At 37.0% G+C, this 21,856-nt stretch carries 16 protein-coding genes; 7 read left to right on the top strand and 9 right to left on the bottom strand.

Features of this window, described 5'->3' with window-relative positions; genetic code table 11:
• The 4 genes from NEOC95_RS09890 to NEOC95_RS07370 all read left to right on the top strand — a co-directional run.
• Positions 1 to 344: leucine-rich repeat domain-containing protein (locus NEOC95_RS09890; RefSeq protein ID WP_213152362.1), on the top strand; the 344-nt coding region annotated here is incomplete at its 5' end.
• 557 nt (positions 345 to 901) lie between these two features.
• The gene (locus NEOC95_RS07380) at positions 902 to 2,674 is read left to right on the top strand and encodes a leucine-rich repeat domain-containing protein (protein WP_213152361.1); all 1,773 of its coding nucleotides are present in this window, start codon (positions 902 to 904) and stop codon (positions 2,672 to 2,674) included.
• 353 nt (positions 2,675 to 3,027) lie between these two features.
• Positions 3,028 to 4,113 carry a thioredoxin domain-containing protein gene (locus NEOC95_RS07375; protein WP_213152360.1) on the top strand — a complete coding sequence of 362 codons (1,086 nt, stop codon included), beginning with the start codon at positions 3,028 to 3,030 and terminating at the stop codon, positions 4,111 to 4,113.
• 117 nt (positions 4,114 to 4,230) lie between these two features.
• Positions 4,231 to 6,141, top strand: a complete 1,911-nt coding sequence (locus NEOC95_RS07370) for an ABC-F family ATP-binding cassette domain-containing protein (protein WP_213152359.1) — start codon at positions 4,231 to 4,233, stop codon at positions 6,139 to 6,141.
• Between the two features lie 507 nt (positions 6,142 to 6,648).
• On the opposite strand, the gene NEOC95_RS07365 is transcribed toward NEOC95_RS07370, so the two are convergent.
• Positions 6,649 to 7,605 carry a hypothetical protein gene (locus NEOC95_RS07365; protein ID WP_213152358.1) on the bottom strand — a complete coding sequence of 319 codons (957 nt, stop codon included), beginning with the start codon at positions 7,603 to 7,605 and terminating at the stop codon, positions 6,649 to 6,651.
• Positions 7,606 to 7,929: 324 nt separating this feature from the next.
• Between NEOC95_RS07365 and NEOC95_RS07360 the strand changes: the two genes are divergently transcribed.
• Positions 7,930 to 8,844 (top strand): enoyl-[acyl-carrier-protein] reductase, encoded by a 915-nt coding sequence (locus NEOC95_RS07360; protein ID WP_213152357.1) that lies wholly within the window; start codon positions 7,930 to 7,932, stop codon positions 8,842 to 8,844.
• Between the two features lie 134 nt (positions 8,845 to 8,978).
• Here the strand turns inward: NEOC95_RS07360 and NEOC95_RS07355 are convergent, their stop codons facing one another.
• The 7 genes from NEOC95_RS07355 to mutS form a co-directional block, all read right to left on the bottom strand.
• Positions 8,979 to 9,866, bottom strand: a complete 888-nt coding sequence (locus NEOC95_RS07355; RefSeq protein WP_213152356.1) for a hypothetical protein — start codon at positions 9,864 to 9,866, stop codon at positions 8,979 to 8,981.
• Positions 9,854 to 11,347, bottom strand: a complete 1,494-nt coding sequence (locus NEOC95_RS07350) for a hypothetical protein (protein ID WP_213152355.1) — start codon at positions 11,345 to 11,347, stop codon at positions 9,854 to 9,856. The genes NEOC95_RS07355 and NEOC95_RS07350 overlap by 13 nt, the downstream gene beginning before the upstream one ends.
• Before the next feature lie 2 nt (positions 11,348 to 11,349).
• Positions 11,350 to 12,063, bottom strand: coding sequence for an SDR family oxidoreductase (locus NEOC95_RS07345; RefSeq protein ID WP_213152354.1), 714 nt, complete (start codon positions 12,061 to 12,063; stop codon positions 11,350 to 11,352).
• Positions 12,060 to 12,425 (bottom strand): dihydroneopterin aldolase, encoded by a 366-nt coding sequence (locus NEOC95_RS07340; protein WP_213152353.1) that lies wholly within the window; start codon positions 12,423 to 12,425, stop codon positions 12,060 to 12,062. The genes NEOC95_RS07345 and NEOC95_RS07340 overlap by 4 nt, the downstream gene beginning before the upstream one ends.
• Position 12,426: 1 nt before the next feature.
• The gene (locus NEOC95_RS07335; protein ID WP_166155052.1) at positions 12,427 to 12,876 is read right to left on the bottom strand and encodes an NUDIX domain-containing protein; all 450 of its coding nucleotides are present in this window, start codon (positions 12,874 to 12,876) and stop codon (positions 12,427 to 12,429) included.
• Entirely contained in the window at positions 12,877 to 13,722 is an 846-nt protein-coding gene (locus tag NEOC95_RS07330) for an HAD-IIB family hydrolase (protein WP_213152352.1), read from the bottom strand.
• 772 nt (positions 13,723 to 14,494) lie between these two features.
• A complete protein-coding gene (mutS, locus tag NEOC95_RS07325) occupies positions 14,495 to 17,038 on the bottom strand; it encodes a DNA mismatch repair protein MutS (RefSeq protein WP_213152351.1) in 2,544 nt (847 codons plus the stop codon).
• Between the two features lie 872 nt (positions 17,039 to 17,910).
• Between mutS and NEOC95_RS07320 the strand changes: the two genes are divergently transcribed.
• Both NEOC95_RS07320 and NEOC95_RS07315 read left to right on the top strand, forming a co-directional pair.
• Positions 17,911 to 19,359 (top strand): hypothetical protein, encoded by a 1,449-nt coding sequence (locus tag NEOC95_RS07320; protein ID WP_213152350.1) that lies wholly within the window; start codon positions 17,911 to 17,913, stop codon positions 19,357 to 19,359.
• A 985-nt stretch (positions 19,360 to 20,344) separates the two neighbouring features.
• Entirely contained in the window at positions 20,345 to 21,463 is a 1,119-nt protein-coding gene (locus tag NEOC95_RS07315; protein ID WP_213152349.1) for a hypothetical protein, read from the top strand.
• 111 nt (positions 21,464 to 21,574) lie between these two features.
• Here NEOC95_RS07315 and NEOC95_RS07310 read toward each other — a convergent pair whose 3' ends face one another.
• Positions 21,575 to 21,766: a hypothetical protein gene (locus NEOC95_RS07310; protein WP_213152348.1), complete on the bottom strand. Its 192-nt coding sequence runs from the start codon at positions 21,764 to 21,766 to the stop codon at positions 21,575 to 21,577.
• Between the last annotated feature and the right edge of the window lie 90 nt (positions 21,767 to 21,856).

The following is a 21,856-nucleotide window of genomic DNA, read 5'->3' as shown; positions in this document are numbered from 1 at the left end:
TTAAAAGGAAATTTACATTTTTTCTTTTTAAAATTGATGCAATGATGGAGTTTTTTAGGGTAAATCAGGTTGGACTAAATAACCTTCCTGCAGCCATTGGGAAGCTTTCTCAGTTACGACACTTTTGGTTAGGCGACAACCGGCTAACCGCCCTGCCAGAGGAAATTGGGCAGCTTTCTAAGTTACAAGACCTTCAATTAAGCAACAACCAGCTAACGGCTCTGCCTGCATCTATTGAGCAGCTTACTAAGCTGCAAATATTGGGCTTAAGCTATAACCATCTAACCACTCTTCCTAAACTTCCTAAAATTAGGGTGCTTGAAGTTGATGGAAATCTACTTTAAAGCATTTTTTAAAGTGGATATGGATATTTTTTTAAAGAAGGCTTGGATGTTTAATATCCTTTCAATTAAAATTTTTTGCAATTAAGCATAATATACAGCCCATAATCCCTTTATCCTTTTCCATTTAAGCATGCCTTTTTCCACGCAACTATTGCCATCTTTTTAGCTGTTTGTAAACCGTGTTAGATACGATTTGGCTAAAAATGGCTATCCATATGACATCCTAGGCTCTCAATTAGATTAAGTATTAGGACTATAAGTGGATATAAAGAGAAAGTAAGCCTAGGAGGCATCCTGAGGTTCTTATAAACATAACAACTGGCTCGTTTTAAAATCAGCAATGTATGGTAAAGCGAAATAGAAATTTTTAAAAGGCTAAAAGAATCCGCTAGAGCTTTTATAAAATAGAGGTAAGACTCTTTTCTTTTAAAATAAAAATTGTTTAAAAAGAGGGAGAAGAGTAAGTTTCTGACAAAAAGGTAAGGTAAGTCTTCAAAAAAGCAGGTTGCCGCTGCGCGTAATGGCAATAGCTTACTATAAAACTTCAAGGAGCCTATATGATGCCGCCAAGTTCTACTCTTAGCACTCAGACAAATTTCCGCACTACAATCTCAGAGAATATAGAGGATGCCGTCTCAGGAGAGTTGATGACTCGGGCAGTTACTTTGTTTCCTTGTGGCCATACCTTTAACGAAGATACCGTCATCCAATGCTTAGCACGCAATAAACTTTGTCCACTAGATAGAAAGCTTATTGAAAGGCATGCACCCAACTATACGGTGAGGCAACTGGCTGAAACGGCTGAATCTCATCCATTAGAAGAACTTAAGCATCAGCCTAGCGAAGAAGCTGTAGAACATTTCTTAAGGGGTAAAGAGCTTGCTGAAAAAGGAGAGCATGCAACTGCTATAGAAGCTTTACTGCAAGCTTTGCAATTAACTCCTACGTATGAAAAAGCTCAAGCCTATCTTGAATTTTGCCTTAAATGCTCTTCCGAAGCTTCTTCATCTTTACAGCCAGTTATTCCTCATTTTTCGAGCAAAGGTAAAGATAAAGAAAAAAGCCTTCCTTCTACAGATTCTCCTAAAGAATGCTATACTGAACTCTTATTCGATCTGTTAGAAGAGTCTTCCATTCAAGAAAACTTGATTTTGAAGAAAATATTAGAGAATCAAGTCGAAGAGTTGATGAGTCAGGAGAATGAAGAACTGACCGAGAAAGAAAAGGTGAGCTATAAATGGACGAAAAAATTATTAGGAGAAAATAAAAAGGTTAGACAATTTGTGATTGAAAAGCTGAAGCAAATCTATCAGGACTCCCCCTCTCTTTCCACAGTCACTCCTCAATCTTCTAATTCAATCTCTTCTTCGTCTATTTCTTCAACTGAGGAAATTCAAGCTCTTGCTCCTCCATCTATCACTACTATTTCTATGGCCTCGCTTTACAAAGCTATTATGCAGATTCATTTTCCTAATGAAAATGGGAATATAGTAAAACAAGCTAGCATTTTGGATAGGATTTACAAAATTGAACCTAATCTTACTATTGAAGAAAAAGTAAACCATATCTTTCAAAAGCTTTTTAACTTAGTCACCTCCCTTTCTCCCTTAGAATTTGAAAGAGATACTCAGGAAAGCAAGGCCTTCACTCTTTCTAATTATTCCTCCTATCTGCTGAATATTGACCGTCTTTTACTCTGGTGGGAACTACCAGGTGGAGCCAAGTACTTATGCCAACCACAGATTAAAGCTCTGCCTTTAGAGCAAAAAGGAGAGCTGCTAACAGGTTGGATAGAAGAGCATGTTAAAGACATTACCGACTTAAATTTATTTGAGATAAGCTTGACCTTTTTGCCGCCAGAACTCTTTCAGCTTTCTCAACTTCAATGGCTTAAATTAGACGGCAGCCAGCTGACCAATCTGCCGTCAGTCATCAAACACCTCTCTCAGCTGCAATCACTTTCCTTGAATGGTAATCAACTTACTTCTCTTCCTTCAGTCATTGGCCAACTTTCTTATCTGCAAACACTTGACTTAAGTCACAACCAGTTAACCGTTATTCCCATTGAGATAGGAAGGCTTTCTCAGCTGCAAAATCTTTTCCTGAATGGTAATCAACTTACTTCTCTTCCTTCAGTCATTGGCCAACTTTCTTATCTGCAAACACTTGACTTAAGCTGCAACAAGCTAACAGCTCTTCCCTCAACTATGGGACAGCTTTCTCAGCTGCGAAATCTTTTCCTGAATGGTAATCAGCTAACTACTATTCCTGCAAGGATCCGACAGCTTCCTCACCTATGGCGGCTTAAAGTTGATGGCAATCCTCTTTAAAACATATTAGTAACAAAGTGTAAGCATTTTTTTATAAAGAGTCATAGCAAGTCTAATAGGCTTTTCGGCAAAAATATAGTGCTTATCAAGAGATGCTCCTATGCTTATAGCCCTTAATAAAAAATTTAAAAGTTACTCCTATCTTAGGAAAAGTAGACTCGACCCTTATTTTAATTAGTACTTTGATGAATAAGTCGATAGCCTTTTAGAATCGCATAAAAAATGCTATCTAACGACTTTAATATTCCTGGATAGCTGAGATAGGATTTAGAAATTTTTGCCTCCAATAACTCTCTTGACAGTAAACTTAATATGTAATATTTTAGTATGAAAAAATTTACATATCGGGAGATATGGGTACAAATCATTCATTGATGCCTAAAGGCTTACCAGCTAACAAATATCAGAAATATCTCAATGCGATTGGTAGTTTAGCCATCATTGCCGGTGGGATATTTTCCATTATTTCTTGGCTACAAATTTGTACCCAGGAATGTGCAGCGACACATGATTACCGTTTATTTGGTTTCCAGCTGGAATATGTGGGGATGATTTTTTTTCCTGTTCTATCTTTGTTACATTGGGGAACTTATTATAAAAAAAATTTATCTTTCATGGCGGCAGTCATGCTCGCAGGAGCATTAGGAGCCGAGATAGTTTTTATTTATGCTCAAAAAGTATGGATTGGTCAATGGTGTCCGTTATGCCTCTGTATTGCAGCTTCGATAGTAATTACTTCTTTAGCTTATCTTTTAAGCTACTTTAACCACTATAAACAACCTCTACCTGATTCAAAAAGGATTAAAATGGCGTTAAATTTACCCAAAATGCTTGCAATTATCATGGCTCTGATTACCGGCTTTTTTATAGCATCGGTTGGATTAGCAAAAGTAGATGAATTGCAAGCGGCAGAAAATTCTATCAAAAATAGCATCGTCTTTGGGAATCTAAACAGCAAAATTGAGGCCTATTTTTTTAGTGACTGGCATTGCCCTGCATGTCGCCAGCTAGAGCCAAAATTAAAAGAGCTAGTTCCTACGCTTATGAAAAATACTCGCTTAACTTATGTAGATTTTGCTATTCATCCCTCTAGCTTAAATTTCACTCCCTACAACTTATCTTTTATGGTTCATGATAAGAATAAATATTTAGAGCTCCGCGATTCTTTAACTCAGCTTTCCAGTGATACCGAAACCCCTACGGATGAACAAATTGAGAAAATTGCTAAAGAGCAGGATGCTCACTACACTCAACTTAATTATTCTGAGGTTGCTCTTGGCTTAGAATATTTTAAGACTCTAGCTACAGAATTTGATATCGACAGCACGCCTACATTAGTTCTGGTTAATGAGAAAACTAAAAAAGGTAAAAAATTATATGGCGTAGCTGAGATAACAGAAGAAAATGTGTCACAAGCTATTAAAATTTTGAAAGAGTGATTAACTCTTTGCTAAGCAAGCTAAAATCCCTCATCCAGGCTCTTTCCTACTAGATAGCTAGGAGGTTTTAAAGAGTCCTTAATTTTTAATTCTACTTTTAATCTCTTATTTTATCTTATGATTTCTGCGACTAACCTTTCTATGCGCTTTGGAGGTAAAATCCTCTTTAAAAATGCATCTTTTCAGCTTAACCCCGGTAACCATTATGGCCTTATCGGAGCAAATGGAGCAGGAAAATCGACACTCTTAAAAATTCTAGCTAGGGACCTTACCGCTGAAGAAGGAGAATTTTGTATTCCTTCTCAGCTGGCTTTAGGCACACTGAAGCAAAATCACTTTTTGTATGAGCAGGTGCCTATCTTAGATACTGTCCTGATGGGAAATGCAAAATTATGGAAAGCATTAGAAGAAAAGAATATCCTTTTAGACAAACCGGAATTTGATGAAGAAGAGTGTCATCTATTAGCTGATCTTGAAAAAATTATTGAAGAACAAGATGGGTATTCGGCAGAAAGCGTTGCAGGCAAAATTCTGGAAGGTCTAGGGCTACCAGACCGCATTCATCATCAAAACTTATCTACTTTATCAGGAGGTTATAAGCTACGTGTTTTACTAGCGCAAGTTTTGTTTAGCAAGCCTGACATCCTCCTACTCGATGAGCCGACAAACCACTTAGACCTCTATTCTATCAAATGGTTGGAAGGATACTTAAGAGATTTCCCAGGCACATTACTTGTCAGTTCGCACGATCGAGACTTTTTAAACGCGATTTGTGACCATATGTTGGACTTAGATCATCAAAAAATAACTTCTTATAAAGGTAATTACGAAGATTTCTTAAAAACTAAAGCATCTGCTGTCGAGCAAAAAGAACTAGCCTTTGCTAAGCAGGAAAAACGCCGAGAAGATTTGCAAAATTTCATTGATCGTTTTAAGGCTAAAGCTAGTAAGGCTCGCCAAGCACAGTCCAAAATGAAATTAGTAGATAAAATTGAAGATGAAATGGCTGAGCTGGACTTTACTCCTACTTCTCGTTTATATCCTCGGCTTAAATTTGAGCCTCATCGCTCGTCTGGAGCCCTTGTTCTTAAGGCCAAAGGTATTTGCAAATCTTACGGAACCAAGCAAGTGCTACATCAAGTCTCTTTTGAAGTAGAAAGGGGTGAACGCATAGCCTTAGTGGGCGCTAACGGGATTGGTAAGTCAACTTTATTGGAAATCTTAACAGGGCAATTAAAGTGCGAGCAAGGCTCTTGGGAATGGGGCCATGCTGCGCAAGTCGCCTATTTTCCCCAAGATCATCATCGCGAAGTCAATGGAAATATCTCTCTCTTGGAGTGGTTAAGTGAACAAGATCCTCAAATACCTGAGCAAAAGCTAAGGGAAATTTTGGGACGTGTTCTCTTCACTGGCGATGATGTGAAAAAGTCTGTTCATCTATTAAGTGGCGGCGAAACAGCTCGCCTCATTTTAGCTAAGATGATGCTCCTTAAAGGCAATGTTTTAATTTTTGATGAGCCTACTAACCACTTAGATATGGAAGCCATTGAAGCTCTTTTAGAAGCTTTAAATCATTACACGGGGACCATTCTTTTTGTTAGCCACAATCGCCATTTTGTCACTCATCTTGCTAAAAAGGTCATAGAGATAAGCGACACCGGCGTACAAACTTACGATTGTAGTTATGTAGAATACATTGAAAAAAGAGAAATGGATTTGCTCAGTAAAAATTTAAAGCCGGTAAAGATAAAAGCTGATGAAAAGCTAGCTGAAAAGCCAAGCTATCAGGATCAAAAAAACCTACGTAGTCAAAAATCACAACAGGAAAAAATAGCAGCTCAAGTGGAAAAAAAATGCCAGCAACTTGAGGAGCAAATCAAAGACCTGGATGAAAGAATGGCAGCAGCAGATTTTTATCTTCATACCCCTAAAGAAGGAATTCAAAGATTCATAGCCCAAAAAGAGAAGCTAGAAAAACAATTTGAAGAAGCTTTAAAAGCATGGGAAGAAGCAGCCTCTTCTGTATAAAAATAATTAGCATGATAAAGCTGCCTACTAATAAGGTGCTATCATACTCCTTAGTTCTTGCTCTCCTCTTGTATTTTAGGAAATTAAAAAATGGAAGGCTTTTTTTAAGCATTTTTTTAATCTATATACTTTTGATAAAGAATTGCTTATGTGGGCACGGCTTGCTTCTAAAAATTGCAGTTTTGATTATTTATCTTCCTAAAGTAGATATTTCCCCTTAAGCTACAACATTACTTATTTGCTGAGGTGTCCTTTTAGGTAACTTTACCCTTCTTTTCCTCAATACTTTAGGAAACCCCCTATAAATCCATGTTAAAAGCCAGGATATCTAAGGATTTACATAAGGGTTGTTTGGATTAACTAAAGAAGCTCCCCTCTCCCCCTTTTTAACCATGGTAGGGAAGATTTTTGTTAAAATAAAGACAGCTAACCTTATCCCTTCAGACTTACAATCCAATTTTTTCTCATTTCTTAATTTATTTGTAAGAAACTAGCTCCTTGGAGCTCCTAAGCCTCAACTGACCAGGCGTGGGGATTTTTTAACCGCGGAATAAGCTGATGCATTTCTGGGCCAATGATCTCAAGTAAATGTTTATCTAAATAGATCTTTAGTTCGGGATGATGCTTAGCAAGCCATAAACGAAACTTAAAAGTCTTACTAAAAAGTTCTTGTTTATATACAGTTGGATCAGAAATATTAAGATTAACTACAAACTGTCCAACATCTATGTGAAAAGGGGTAGTACCAATCGCTCCTGTGTTTTGCATTAAAGCATGATCATTATCGGCATATCCTCGCTGATATTCTGATAATATCATTTTAAGAAGGTTGTCGATAAGCTTTTTTGCCTCATCCATTTGATTATTTGTAACAAACTTATTAATGGTCGAGCACAGCATAGTGGCTCGCTTTTGCAGCAAAAATTCCATTTCATCCATGTTAAGCTGATGAGCAAAACCTAATTTATCGTAAATAGTAAGGGACTTCTTTAAGTCGTGACTTTTATTAAGATGCACATACACTAAACCTGTCTCTGGCTTTAGATGTTCATAAGCTATTTTCCAGCTTGTGAATAGCATATTAAGTTTATTATGTTTTTTTTCTATTTTTGCTAGCCTATAGCGATTGACAAAGGGAATAGAAGCAAAATAATCTAGCCAGGCTTGAGGCCGAAAGCGCTGATACTTGATAAATTTTAAAACATATAAACCATCTTCACTAGCAAACACATAGGATTGGCATCCTTTTCCTAAATATCTAAATTTTTGAGAAAGAATTTGATGTAAATCTTCCTTTTCTGAAGAAGATAAGGTAGGCGTGACCCATTTTTCATTATAAGGCAAGTCTGAGCTGATATTACCTATCGTAAAGCCTCCCGTTAAAGCATAATAAAGACGGCCTGCACTATAAGCGCATATAATAACTAGACTAAGAAGAATAAAAATTTTTAAATACTTTTTCATAAGAAGTGTTAGACTGTGTTGAAATTTGCAAGCTGGGGTTTTAAAGTAAAAAGATTATATTTTTTGTTCTCATTCATGCGCAAGCTATTTGTCAGTAAAAATTAAGAGAGATCTTTAGTAGCATTTATTTAGAGTCTTTTTATTCATCTAAGTAGCCAAGCGATAAGAAATGCATTGCGTGGGTAAGTGTAGGTTTTTAAGCTGAAGGTATGCTGGGATTAACTTTTATTATCTTAAAATGCGCAGCCAAAGCTTACGGGCAGACATCCCTTTACAAGATCCCTATAATTCTCTATTCTATCGTTCTTTAACTGTGAGGTATATATGCTAAAAATTGATCTTAGAGGAAAAAAAGCTTTTATTGCCGGCATAGGCGATGATCAAGGGTACGGATGGGCTATTGCTAAATCCCTTGCGGAAGCAGGTGCAGAAATATTAATAGGAACATGGACTCCTATGATGAGAATGTTTTGCAATAATTTTGCTAGCGGTAAATTTGATGAATCGCGTGTTCTGTCTGATGGTTCCCTTATGCAAATAGCCAAAATATATTCACTTGATGCCTCTTTTGACTCCATGGATGATGTACCCGAAGAAATTAAAGAAAATAAAAGATACAAAGAAGCTACCGAATACACTATTTCTGATGTGGCTGAATCTATCAGAAAAGATTACGGTAAAATAGATATTTTTGTGCATTCTTTAGCTAACGGGCCTGAAGTTCAAAAAAGCTTGCTTGATACCTCCAGAAAAGGATATTTGGCTGCAATTAGTGCTTCCTCTTATTCTTTCGTAAGTTTGCTTGCCCATCTAGGCCCTTTGATTAATGCAGGTGGAGCTACTCTTTCTCTTACTTACATTGCCTCAGAAAAGGCTGTTCCAGGATATGGGGGAGGGATGAGTTCAGCCAAGGCAGCTTTAGAAAGCGATACACGCACCCTAGCCTGGGAAGCGGGGCGTAAATGGAACATTCGTGTAAACACAATTTCGGCTGGCCCTCTTCGCAGCCGTGCTGCCAAGGCGATTGGATTTATAGAGCGCATGATTGATTATAGTGAGGCTAACGCTCCTCTAGCTAAAAATTTACAAGCCACAGAAGTTGGGAATGTGGGAGCTTTCTTACTCTCTCCCTTAGCCTCTGCAATTACAGGCTCTCTTATCTATGTGGACAATGGCTTACATTCAATGGGAGTAGCTGTCGATAGTCCTACTTTATCTGGCGAGCAGGCAACAGAGTAGAAAAATTTAACATCAAGGTTGTAAGCAGCTATTATGCAGCCATTCAACCTTGATGCTAGATGTAACACAATTTCGGCTAATAGACCTTCTTTACTGCAGGCATGGATGCCCTTTTGAGAACATATAAAAGCTTTTTACAAAGCTTTTAAGCGTAGATAACGCTGAGGAAATAGAAAAAAATCTTCTTTTCTCCAGCGAGGCCGCCGAAAAGGATACTTTTTTTTATACCAAGTAAGGGCTTCTTCCGCCCGCCCTTCCGCTACAGCTTGCATTAAGCTTTTTTCCAATACATCTGGTGAAAAGAAAGTAATTTGAGAATAAAAAGGATCCTCCCACAAGCAGATTGTGTTGCTTCCTATATGAAAAAATGGGTCTATTTTTAAGGATATTTTACTATCAAGAAAGAGACCTGCTAAAGCAGCAGCTTGAGCAGCAAATGAGCAACATTGATTTCCTATGATTGCATAGTTAGAGTAGGAATAATTTTTTATGAATTTTAAGATCAGATGAAACTGCGGAGCTGTTAAATTTATCTTAGCTGCAAAAGTGGGATAATGGCAGCCAGGACCGTATTGAAAAAAGCCATCTTGCTGGGTCTGCCATAAATAACCAATCGGGTTTTTCTCTCCCTTTTCAGCTTGAAGAAATACTCCTTCCATATAGCGAGGCTGCATATATCCTAATTCTCCCGAATGGCCTCCCTCTAAGAATACATAGCTGCCCTCTGCTTGGCTGCCCTCCTCTAGGGCTCCCTGCAGATAAATCCAAGCATGCCCAACATCTCCATTTTTTGTACCATCGCTAGGGTGTTTAGCTAAAGTTTTAAAAAAAGACCGAGGACATGAATAGTCTAGATGCCGTGCTTCCACTAGAACAACTAAAAAGTAAGGGCTTATTTGCTCACATGCTTTTCTAGGACAAGCTTGCTCTAAATGACGATAAAAAAGCCGATAACTTTCACTTTGAGGTTTGTATGTACAAGCGCAAAGAAAAACCAGCACTAACAATCTTATTCTGCGCATCGCTTGATTTGTAATCTGGCTTTAAGTTTACATGGGGTCTTACGCCTTAAGGTTCTAATGAATACATTCCAATCATAGGATTGGAAACGATTAATTCCTTTAAGCTGGTTTTGACTCGATCGGTTTCCACGCATCAGATGGCCCATAAATTTCCCTTCTCCATAGCTTTTAATAATCCTTAATGATAAAGCTATCTGGGAGGTATTTAAAATAAATGTTTCGCCTACTTCAAAGGTAGAAGCTAATTGGCCTTCTAAACTCATTTTAGCTGAGGGATCAACATCAAAAAAGAAAGATAGCTCGCGACATTTTTCGCGCTCTTCTAAGTCAGGTAAAGCTGCTAAAGCAAAATCTAGCTCAATTTCATCGTCCTTAGCTTTAAATCCTAGATGTTCCCAATTGCTTTTCTGGCATACAAAAGAATGAACTTTATGCTCGTCCCCCCAAATGATGCTCAATGGATGAAAAGCATTTTCCTCGAACCCTTTAAAAAGAGCTTTTTTATCAATCAAGCTGTAGGCAAAGGTCTTTTCTTGATGGGTAAGCCAGCGGCTTTCTTGCCAAAGGCCTTCAAAAGTGAAAGGTAGACTTTTAACAGGCAAAATTTCTCCCGTAGGACGTATCAGTACAGCCTGCAGATGGTAAGCTGCTTCTTTTAATGCTCGGCTTGAGAATTCTTTACCAAAATAACCTAGATATAGATCATATAAAGTCGGCTGAGGCTCATCCCTAACTTGATAAAGCTTAAGCCATGGCCCAATATACGATTTTGTAGGCGCATGCCAAGTAGCTGCTAAATGTTGCCAAAAAGCGAGCCATTCTGAGTGTTGAATGTGCGTATAGGCTAGCTGTAAAGCAATGCAAATATCGGCAATATAAGAAGGAATAAACCAAGCTGCCTGCATTTCCATCGAAAGAAGCTGCTGCAAAAGCTGTTCTCCATAGGTTTCGAATGCTGCGTTTTTTAATTCAATACCTACCATCTTCGCAGCAGCGGCAATTTTTAGCCCTATCGAATAGGTGGAAGCTTTCTCGGTATAAGCTTTTAATAGAAAAGATAGCAAATGACTTATCGCTGATTCTAGACGGTACCGAAGGTCAGCTCCTAAAACTGCTTGGAACTCTTTCAATATGTAATAAAACGCGGGTAAAAGGTGAGCCCCTATGAATCTATCCTTACAATAAGGGTACTCATGGATGTACACTGGGAAATTACCTTCTATTGGATCTTGAAAGTAGAGCAAGCGTTCTAAAATATTTTTAGCTTCAGCTACCTGCTCGCCTGTTTTACTCCTTAGCAAAGCTAGGATAAAGCAGACATTTTCAGCAGTAGGAACAGTTTGAGATAGGTTATCTTCGGGTTCAGGATAAAAGTAATGAATAAAGCCAGTTTGCTTACTCTGCCTTTTGCGTCCAGCTGCCAAAGCCATCTCATTAAGCTGTCGTTCTAAAGTGTTATGAATAGGTAAATCATCTTTCATCGTTATAGTCTTGTTCCCCCTGCAATTTCAATGTTTTGTCCGGTGATATAAGAGGCTTGGTTAGAGAGTAGGTAGCCTATTAATTGTGCCACCTCATCTCTATGACCTGCCCGCTGCATAGGAATTTTTGTTAGAGGATGAGGCAAATCCATAGATTCTTCTAAATATCCTGGAGAGATCATATTTACTCGCACTTGATCAGCAGCAAGCTCAAGAGCTAGCGATTTAGTTAGCATCAAAAGACCTGACTTGGAAATTGTATAAGCTGTTGCATAAGTATCTGCACGATTTGCATTCAAGCCAGCAACTCCAAGATTGATAATTGATCCTTTCCATTTTTTGATGCTAGGTAAAAGATTTTTTATCAGGCAATAAGGAGCATGTAGATTAGTTTGAAATAGATCATGCCATTGACATATGCTTGTCTTTAAGCTAGAGCCGAGCAGGTAATTTCCCACATTATTAATTAAATTTTTAGTCTCAGCGAAATGCCTTTGGTATTCCTTAATGAAGCGTTGAGTAGACTCAAAGGTAGAAAAATCGCCCTGGATTGCCTGGGCAGGTGCCTGGTAATTAGAGCATTTTTCTACAACAAGCTGGGCCTCTTCCTCGCTTGTATTATAATGGACGGCTACCGCATGGCCTTGCTTAGCTAACTCTAAGCAAATCGCTGCCCCTAAATTTTTAGCTCCCCCTGTTACTAATGTCCACTTCATATTGAAAGCCTATTTCCATATTCTAGCTCGACAAATGCGCAAGATGCTAGAGAAATAGCTTTTTCCTTTCTTATCGTCACTTTTACCCAATGAAGAGAGTATTTATCTGCTAGCTTAAGAACAAGCTCGTGAGCTAAAGTTTCTAGCATTTGATAAGCACCTTCTTGGGCAACCTGGCTGCAAAACTCTGCTAAACTTGCATAGCAAACAGCTTTTGATAAGTCATCTGAAAGGGCGATAAGCGTAAAATCTATTTCGTAGCATATATCGATTGACAATTCTTGGGGATGCTCACGTTCGTAAGGGTAGACACCAATAATACAAGAGAGACGATAATTTTTAAATCCGACGATTCCTAACATATTAAAAGTTTTGGTAAGGATGTTGTATATACCATTCAATCAAAGCATATAGCTCTCGATTTAAGCTTAATAGCAAGGCTTCTTTCGGAGAGATCCAAATGTAGCGATCAGCTTCGGCATTAAGAATCACATGCTTTTTAGAAGAATTTGGTGATAAACGTGCGACATAGTCATTCATGACAAAATGATTAGGGTTAATGAATTCAGAAGAATATATAGAATCGTGGACCAAAGCAAAACGTAAATCTTTAATAAATAATCCTGTTTCTTCTAAAACTTCGCGAGTTACCGCTTGCTCTCTGGACTCTCCCAGCTCAACTTTTCCTCCTGGAATGGTAAATCCTACCTTCCATTTAAAAGAGTGCACGAGCAAGATATCACCGTCATCGGCTACAATTAGGGCTCCCACAGTAACAAGAGGATATAGATGAGTGTTTTTCGATATTTTCATTTACTGGGCAAGCGCTTCCTTTAAACCTCTTATGATTCCTAACGATGAAGCAGGCGGAGCAATAATATCTGCTTTGGCTTTAAGCTGCAAAGGAGCATCAGCCATAGCCACTTTAATATGTGCTTGTTCAAACATACTTAGATCATTTAGATCATCGCCAGCAGCAATAACTACCCCTTCATATCCTACTTGATCAATTAGCTGACGAAGGGCATAGCCCTTATTAGCTTGTGAGTGAGTGGCTTGAACGATATAATAACCCTCACCAAAGGGATCTTTAATAACAGGCGCATGCAATTCTAAGCTTTTTTCCATCCTTTCTGCAACATATTGAGCTGTCTTCTCATCGCCAAAACATTTAACGGCAGGAAATTCATTAAAAGAAACCTCCTTAAAATTTACTACAGCAATCCACTCTTCATTCAAGCTTTGACGGCGTTTTTCTAAATAGTATTGAAGGTTTTGAGAAAAATGGTTGGGACGGTAATAACATAGGTTGTTTCCTTCTAGGCCCGTATAAACTACCCCATCAGTAAAGGTGCTTTCACAAATTTTTGCCAGGGAATGAAGAATGGAGTGGTCTAAATAGTTTTTAATAATGACTCTGCGCTCCGGCATGGACAGAAGTATAGCTCCATTGTGAGCGGCATAATAATAATTAAAGGGAAGTTCTTTCAATACCTGATAGCCAAACTCAAATGTTCGTCCTGTTACAAAAACAAACATAGCTCCTTGCTGATGTAGGGTTGTCAGATAATGAATCACTAGCGGTGGAATGTTTTGCATTTTTACTGCTAGAGTCCCATCAATATCAAGAGCTATCAAACTACAAAATTTTTTACTCATGCATCCAAGATAACATACGAACTCAATAAAGCTTAAACAGATTTTTACGTTTGGATTTTTCTTTTGGTTAGCCTTTAGCCTTTCTTTAAAAAAGGAACTTTTTTAAGCCCGTTTGCATGGTGCGGTTTTACTTGGGTGAACTTAACTTAGTAGATAGGCTTGCACTTCAGAGCTAAACAGTAGGCTTTTAAAAATAAATATAAAAATAGCAACCCTGCTCTTTAGTTTATCAAGGCAATCTTTGTAAAAAATTTCTCTTTCTTATCCTTGATAATCTTTTGGTCGAATCTTTTAATTTATTATGATTATGTTAAAGAGAAGAAAAATTTATTTGAATGTTTTTAATAAATGCAAATTAACATCTATTTTATTGTCTATAATTATTAAAAAAAATTATGTAACTTAAATTCTTTGGAGAGGGATAAAAAAATAGACGATTAGATTAAGGCCAAATCATGCGCTTCCAGGAGCGAGAAACGCTCCTGGAATCACTAACTCATTAGAAATTTATTTTTTACTTGTGGAAGTATTTTTATTTTGTTGATGCGATTCTTGTTTCTGCGAGGAAGAATTAGTTTTTGCGTTAGATTGTTGGGATGAATTTTTTTGTTGATGTTGTTTTTTTGTATCCATAAGAGACCTCCTAAGAATTTATTTTTAAGGACATCTTCTTATTCGCATATTACTCGCTAATCTGTCAAATTAAAATTAAAAATATACAAAAACATAGATTTAAAAAATTAATTATCAACAACGTAATTTCTAGCGACGATCATCCAAAAAAAGTCATTTGTCTTTCATTAAACCTATTTTTCTTTGCCGGCAGCTGCCTTTTAGGTTTGGAAGGTTCAAAAACGCTTTTTTGATTAGCATTTTCTTCTAAATGCGCTAAAATCTCTTTAGCTCTTCCAATAACTTGTAAAGGAAGGCCTGCTAGACGGCCTACATGAATTCCATAACTTTTATCTGTACTTCCTCGCACGATTTTGCGGAGGAAAACAATGACATCCTCGGCTTCATGCACGGCTACGTGATAATTGACTGCTCCAGGTACTCGTTCTTCTAATTTTGTTAGCTCCCAATAATGTGTTGCAAATAGAGTTTTAGCTTGGCTGCCTTCCGTTGTTAATAAATATTCAGCTACTGACCAAGCGATTGAAATTCCATCATAGGTACTTGTCCCCCTTCCAATCTCGTCTAAAATGACCAAAGATCTGGCAGTAGCATTATTTAAAATATTTGCTGTTTCAGTCATTTCAACCATAAAAGTGGATTGGCCACGGGAAAGGTCATCGCTAGCTCCTATGCGTGTAAACACTTTATCGACGATACCAATATGAGCGCTTTTAGCCGGAACAAAAGAACCTATTTGCGCCATAATGGTAATCAACGCTACCTGACGAATATAGGTAGACTTACCAGCCATATTAGGACCTGTAATAAGCAGTAAAAGATTAGCCTCATTATCCATGAGAGTGTCATTAGGGACAAATTTTTCTCCCGTATTAATGGCTTCAATGACAGGATGCCGGCCATTAATGATTTGTAAAATGTTACTATGATCTACGATAGGCCGTGTATAATCATAGAAAAGTGCTACTTCCGCTAATGAACGTAAGGCATCAATTTTGGCTATAGCTTGAGCAATGCTAAAGACTTGCTTTGTATACTTTGTGATTTCTTCACGCAGGGCATTAAATAGCCCTGTTTCGATAGCTAAAATACGTTCTTCGGCATTTAAAACTTTCTGCTCAAATTCCTTGAGTTCTGAGGTGATATAACGTTCCCCATTGACCAAAGTTTGTCTTCGCTGAAAAGTTGCGGGCATACGATCGGATTGGCCTTTGCTCACCTCTATATAATAACCGAACATGCGTGTAAAACCTACTTTTAAGGTTTTAATTCCTGTCTCCTCACGTAAACGCGTTTGATAATTAGCTAACCAAGCTCTACTATCTTGGCGGATGGAACGCAATTCATCCAATTCATTATTATAGCCTTCACGAAATACCTGCCCATCACTGATTTTTAAAGGAGGCTCATCGACTAAAGCACGGGCGATTAGATCTGTCATTGCGCTCGGATTTTCTAGTTTCTGTTCTTCTTGCTCTAATAAGGTTGAGTAAGTAGCCAAACGTTGTAAGGCTTGCTTAAGCTGGGGAAATTCCTCAAAAGAACATTTTAAAGCTACCAAATCTCGAGGTGAGGCATAGCCAGAGCTGATTTTCATCATTAATCTTTCTAAGTCTCTGACTTTCCCTAGCAATTGTTTAACTAGATCAATAGCTGCTTTATTATTAAAAAAAGCTTCTATAGCATCTTGGCGGCGCTTAATTTCTTCTATGGAAAGAAGTGGAAGCTTTATCCAGTTGAGCAACAAACGCGCACCCATAGGAGTGCAAGTCTTATCTAAAATGTTTAAAAGAGTACTTTTTCTAGAGCCATCATATAAGCTGGCTGTAATCTCTAAATTTCTTTGCGTGATACGATCAAGAGACATAAATTGCGAAGTAGAATAGGTGCGAACCTCCTGAATATGCTCGATCGATAAGCACAAATTGTCCTGAAGATAATTTAAAATAGCTCCGGCTGCATTTATGCCGGCTAGCATACCTCTTAAGCCAAAACCATCCAAATTATGAACGCCAAAATGGTTGATTAAAAAGTTATAAGCGGTTTGATGTTCAAAACGCCAGTCTTCCTGGGCTGTTAAAAGAAAATCTTGCGCCTGTCGAAGATTTTTTAATAAGTCTTGATGTTTGGATTGAAATTTGTGGGAGACCAAACATTCGGAAGGACGCAAACGAAAAATTTCATTAAGTAGTTCTTGTTCATTTTCAAACTCTACCACTCTAAATTCGCTAGTGGTCAAATCAATAAAAGAAAGTCCAAAAACTTCTCCTACGCGATGAATAGAAGCAAAAAAATTGTTTGATTTATCGGATAATAAAGTAGAATTAATGACAGTGCCAGGGGTGACAACTCTAACGATTTCCCTTTTTACTATTCCTTTAGTGGTTTTAGGATCCCCTATTTGTTCGGCCACAGCTACTCTAAAGCCTTTTGATACTAATCTATCTATATAAGCCTCACTCGTGTGATGAGGGATGCCTGCCATAGGAATCTCGCCTCTTTTAGTAAGCGTAAGATCTAATTCCTTAGCAATTAAAACAGCATCCGCATCAAAGGCTTCATAAAAATCCCCTAGGCGAAAAAGTAAAACAGCTTCCCCTGCTGCTTGCTTGCAAGCTTGCCACTGGCTCATCATAGGTGAAACTTTAAATTCAGAACTTATATCAAAAGAGGAGGTATTCATAATTTATTTAATCTTTTAAATTCAGCGAATGAGATTATTTTGACAAACTGAAATGAGTTATGCAAGGAAAAAGGAGTAAGAGGTGCTGTTTTAAATAGGGAAAGAGATATGGATAGCAGCTCCAATTATTGGCTCTACAAAGAGGGCTTATTTTTCTAAAAGATTTAAAATATAGTTTCTCACTAAAAAAAAATAATTAGAGATGTTTTAGTCTGAGGATAAAGCTTAAAAAAGTGTTAGCGAACTGTGCCTGCTTCAAATAAACATAAGATCTTTTTTTCCAGCTCATTAAAATCATCCTACGGAAGGCAAAGACCGCAGAAAACCCATTGAATAGAGGGCGAAATAATAATTTCTTTGCTCCTCCTAGTCAATGCTTCCTAAGGTTTATAAATAAAGCTAAGCATATGGAAAGCTTTATAAGCTTGGCCCTTCTACCATGAATGCTATATAAGTTGTAAATTTATTTTTTAAAAAATTAGCATGGCTCTAAGAATGGATTAGCTTGGGAGAATATAAACAATTTTTTTAGCTATGAATAGCTTCGATAACTAATTTTAAGCAAGATCTAAGCTAATTAGATTAATTATTTTTTCCATAAAATCTAGTAAAAAGAATTAGCTAAACAAGTAAATTTCCTTGCTCTACGTCCTGTAAAAAGAAATAGATTAATTTAATGAGCTTTGTTATGCTTCCGTCTAAGAAAGCATCTATGTATTTAAAGCCTAGTTTTTTTGGAAGAAAAAATCAAAAGACGAGGATTAGATAAAGTAGAGAAATTTTTTCTCTTTTTTCTCTTAAAATGTTTGAGAAAATAATCTACACCATTAGCCGAAAATTAAAGCTTAAATTTAGCGTGAGTATTTGAAACAATGCAAGCAAGCACATTTTACCACTTTTCTCCGGTAGTCCCTGTTTCCTTTTTGGAAAAAATTAATATTTACTACCAGGCTGAAGAAGCTTTTAAAAACTTTTTCAATCCATTACATCGAGGACTTAATCTAGAGATTGTAAAAAAATTATTCGAAGAAATTGTGCAAGATTTATCTTACCCTCCTGAAGTCATCCTCCAATCTAAGTTAAATTTAATATTGATGGGTATGCTAAGAAATGAACTGAGCGACCTCATGTTGGTGGATGAAATTATTGACCAGCTCTGTCCTGAACAAGCGATATTATTAATTTTTTGCTTAGCCGAATCTTTATATTCGGCTAAAAGTGAAGATGAGAGCAGGGCAACTTCTCTCTTAAAATTATATTATAAACTTCAAAGCTATCCTCAGTGTCCTCCTTATCTAGCTAGTGTAGCAGCCTTTCATGCAGGCAAAATTTGGGCAGTAGGTGATAATAACAAAATAGAGAAAAATTCATTGCGAGCTAATGAATGTTATGACAAAGCTATTAAGTATTTATCGACTGATCTAGAGGTTTATCAGGTTAACGGTCGTACACCTTTAGAGCTCTACTACAGCTCCCTGCCAACTTATGAAATAAATCATCTACTCTCTCGCATATATATCGACAAAGCTTATATTTATTCTAAAGAATCTAAAAATTGGCCCGCCTGCCTGTTAACAGCAGCAATCATTTATAATGAGATAATAGAAAATTCTCTCGATCGGACAAGTGTAGAAATGGCAAGATTGTCTTTAAAAAAAATGTATGAGCAGCAGGTATTAGTTCCTAGATTGCTTGTCTATACTCAAAAAGAGCTGGCTAATTTAATTAAAATTATTAGAACTTATCAGGAAACTATAAGAAATTCTTCCTCCTTTTTAATGGATTCCCCGCGAACTTGGCTTGAGTCATTTGGTACCATCCCACAATTTTTAACCTTCCTGTTAGAGCCTTTAGACAAAAAAACATTAGGCTATGCAAACTCTATAATTATAAATCTAGTAGACGAAGGATATAATTTGCATGAGCAAATAGAAACTAATTTGTCCCAAGAGAAAAAGAATAAAATAGCAAGTATTGTAGGAATAGCTTGCCTCACTTCTGCAAGAGAAGAGGCAGCAGGAAAGTCTGAACTAGTTTATAGACGCTTACAACATATTAGCCCTAAGGCTGATTGTTATTTCGATGCTTTACATGATTTAATAGTAAAAAAATATTACGAAGTAGCTAAACAAACATCTTCTAAATTAGCTGCTTATGAATCAATTAGAGAGCATATTTTAGATGCCATTGAAAATCTAAATGATGCTACTCTCTCTCCCCTATCTCCTCAGTTATTACTAATTAACACCGCTTTAAAGCTTGCTCAAAAATGGGAAATAGAAGCTGAAGCTGAAAAGCTGCTTCTAGATGCTAAATTATAGCTTCTAATCGCTCTTAAAAAAAGTGTAGGCATTCGAAGAACATAAGGTGAAGGAATGGTATGCAAGCGTAAAGGCCTTCACTTTTCTCTATCTTACCTGCTTTTTTAAACATTTTAACCTTTTTAGCAGTAAAATGACTTGAATGGTATCTGATGAGTCTGAGGGAACCTACGGCTGGAAACCTAAATGGACACCTTAATTTTAATAATTAAATTAACAAGTTGATAATTTATCGATTCATTAATACTGGTTCTTGCCTAGGTCTATAGGAAAGTCTATTGCTATGCTTACCTGAATTAATAATTACATTTTCATCTAGCCATTTTCAATAGTGAATAATCTTAGCATTTCTTTTTATATCAAGCTATTTTAAGAAGTACCAAAAGAGTAGTTACTGCTTCTAAGAAGATAGAACGGGTTGAGGCTTACCTATTTTTAAGCTCCTTCTGCGCTAGGCTAGCCTACTTGCTTGTCAGTGGCTGCCAGGAAAAATGGCATTTAGGTTGGCGTCTTTCTAGCTTCTCTTCTTATTGCGATTAACCAGCTAAGGAGGAGTGTCATTCTAATCGTTTCGATTGCGTGGACCTTTTAAAGGAAGCTATCTTTTGTAGCCAATCGTACCGCCATGATGGGGTTGAGTTGGGAAGAAAATAGAGATTATAAAAGAAAAGGCTAGCCAATTGGTTCTAAAAGCATCTTGCATGCAAGGCTAAAAGCCCTCTTGCCTGATAGTTTATCAAAAAATTAAGAAAAAATGCCTATCCCTTTTTCCAATATTCATAGCTTTAAGGTTCCTCCGCTTTCTGAAAGAAGGCAGCTAGGTATTCATATTTTCTTCTTGAGTCACTTATTTTTTGCTTTTAAAAAACTTATAAATATATAGTCGTGAATGAAACAAAACAGAAAATAGACTAAGTAACTCACTATTAATAAGATGGTAACCATGGTATTCTTTACAAAGCCTAAATCTTCTTTTGCCTTTCTTATGTTATTTGTACCTCTTTTTCATTGCGTGGCGCTTTTTGCTGAAGTCTCCGCTGCTATTGAAGATACAAAAGAGCAAACTATTCAAGCGATTGCTTCTTTACTCTTTTATATGAAAGAAAATATTGAATCTACCAGTCAAGAAGATTCCTCTGATTCTCCCCTTAAATTTGAGCCTGCGGAGATTGAGTTCTTATGGACACGAGCCGTAGCTTTCTATCCTGCTCTCTTTCCTCTAAAAGAAGCCTATGAGAAAGCTCATTATATAAATGATGAAGATATGTTAAAAAGATGCGAGAAAGAAGTGCATTCAATATGGTTAAGTTTGAATGATGAACATCAGCTCTTCTTAGAGCCATTGAATAAGACTTTAGCAGAGCGAACCTATAGCTGCAAAAATATTGTAGATAATCCTCTGATAAACAATAGAATTAAAAAAGAGCTGGCTCCTCATCTATTACCCGTTAACTCAAAAATTACCGCCATTGCAGATCAAATCTTCCAAGCAGCAAGGGTTACCTTTAATTCGCAAACATTAGTGGAAGCAGGTTTCAACATACTTTACAAGCAACCTAGAAGCTTTATCATTGTAGCTAAACATCCTAGTTTACCCGATTATTTGATTAAGCTTTATTTTGATACTGAACTTCGCATTAAACGTAATGTTCCTGGTTGGAAATGGTTTGCCCGACGTTGTGCAGGCGCTAATTTAGTAAGAAAAGTAATAAAGAAAAAAAATATTCAACATTTTACTGTTCCCCAGAAATATATTTATGTATTGCCCTCTTTCCATGCACCTGCTAAAGCGGCCGGAGTAGACCCAAAAGTGGCCATATTGATCGTACAAGACATGCAGCTTGTTCCTAAAGAACAAAATTATTTAGCATGGAGAAGTAAGGTATCGCCTGAGATACTCAATGAACTCTATATTATTATCAGTCGCGCCAATGGATCAAGCTATAGACCTGATAACATTCCCTATACTTTCTCAGGAAAATTTGCTTTTATTGACACTGAGTATCCTTTTAGAGATCCTGATTTCAAAAGCATACGCTCCTACTTATCTCCGGAAATGTGCCAATACTGGGATCAGCTCGTCAAGCAAGGTGGCCCTCTATAAAAAAGCAAGGTGTTAATGTAAAGTGGCACAATCTTTATAAAACATCTGTTAGCAAGTTTTCAATTGAATTGCCATAAATGGTACTGAATTGACAAACATGGGTTACCTGGGTTACCTGGCAGATACTCTTTCTGTCAGTTGTAACTTATCTAGCATTTTTTCTGGCACAAGATGTTTGGCATCTAAGGATGTTTGTAAAGGCGTCTTACCAAAACAATACTTTCTTGTATGTTTTCTCTCGCTATTATATTCATTCATCCATTTATCCCCATCCTCTTGTAATTCTTCAACATTATTAAACACTTTCTTCCTAAAACCCACATTCCGCAGGTTAATTTCCATTGGCCTATAATTTCTGAAATGAGGGTGGAGTCAACACATAAGTTTCTACTC

The organism is Neochlamydia sp. AcF95 (assembly GCF_018342455.1).
Classification (GTDB): domain Bacteria; phylum Chlamydiota; class Chlamydiia; order Chlamydiales; family Parachlamydiaceae; genus Neochlamydia.
The sequence above is the reverse complement of the archived record's forward strand: the minus strand, read 5'-3'. Positions and strand labels throughout refer to the sequence as shown.

Bases quoted from the DNA above. Each gene is read 5' to 3' on its own strand.
- NEOC95_RS07380 (WP_213152361.1), top strand. From the start codon at position 902: ATGATGCCGCCAAGTTCTACTCTTAGCACTCAGACAAATTTCCGCACT.
- NEOC95_RS07375 (WP_213152360.1), top strand. From the start codon at position 3,028: ATGGGTACAAATCATTCATTGATGCCTAAAGGCTTACCAGCTAACAAA.
- NEOC95_RS07370 (WP_213152359.1), top strand. From the start codon at position 4,231: ATGATTTCTGCGACTAACCTTTCTATGCGCTTTGGAGGTAAAATCCTC.
- NEOC95_RS07365 (WP_213152358.1), bottom strand. From the start codon at position 7,605: ATGAAAAAGTATTTAAAAATTTTTATTCTTCTTAGTCTAGTTATTATA.
- NEOC95_RS07360 (WP_213152357.1), top strand. From the start codon at position 7,930: ATGCTAAAAATTGATCTTAGAGGAAAAAAAGCTTTTATTGCCGGCATA.
- NEOC95_RS07355 (WP_213152356.1), bottom strand. From the start codon at position 9,866: ATGCGCAGAATAAGATTGTTAGTGCTGGTTTTTCTTTGCGCTTGTACA.
- NEOC95_RS07350 (WP_213152355.1), bottom strand. From the start codon at position 11,347: ATGAAAGATGATTTACCTATTCATAACACTTTAGAACGACAGCTTAAT.
- NEOC95_RS07345 (WP_213152354.1), bottom strand. From the start codon at position 12,063: ATGAAGTGGACATTAGTAACAGGGGGAGCTAAAAATTTAGGGGCAGCG.
- NEOC95_RS07340 (WP_213152353.1), bottom strand. From the start codon at position 12,425: ATGTTAGGAATCGTCGGATTTAAAAATTATCGTCTCTCTTGTATTATT.
- NEOC95_RS07335 (WP_166155052.1), bottom strand. From the start codon at position 12,876: ATGAAAATATCGAAAAACACTCATCTATATCCTCTTGTTACTGTGGGA.
- NEOC95_RS07330 (WP_213152352.1), bottom strand. From the start codon at position 13,722: ATGAGTAAAAAATTTTGTAGTTTGATAGCTCTTGATATTGATGGGACT.
- mutS (WP_213152351.1), bottom strand. From the start codon at position 17,038: ATGAATACCTCCTCTTTTGATATAAGTTCTGAATTTAAAGTTTCACCT.
- NEOC95_RS07320 (WP_213152350.1), top strand. From the start codon at position 17,911: ATGCAAGCAAGCACATTTTACCACTTTTCTCCGGTAGTCCCTGTTTCC.
- NEOC95_RS07315 (WP_213152349.1), top strand. From the start codon at position 20,345: ATGTTATTTGTACCTCTTTTTCATTGCGTGGCGCTTTTTGCTGAAGTC.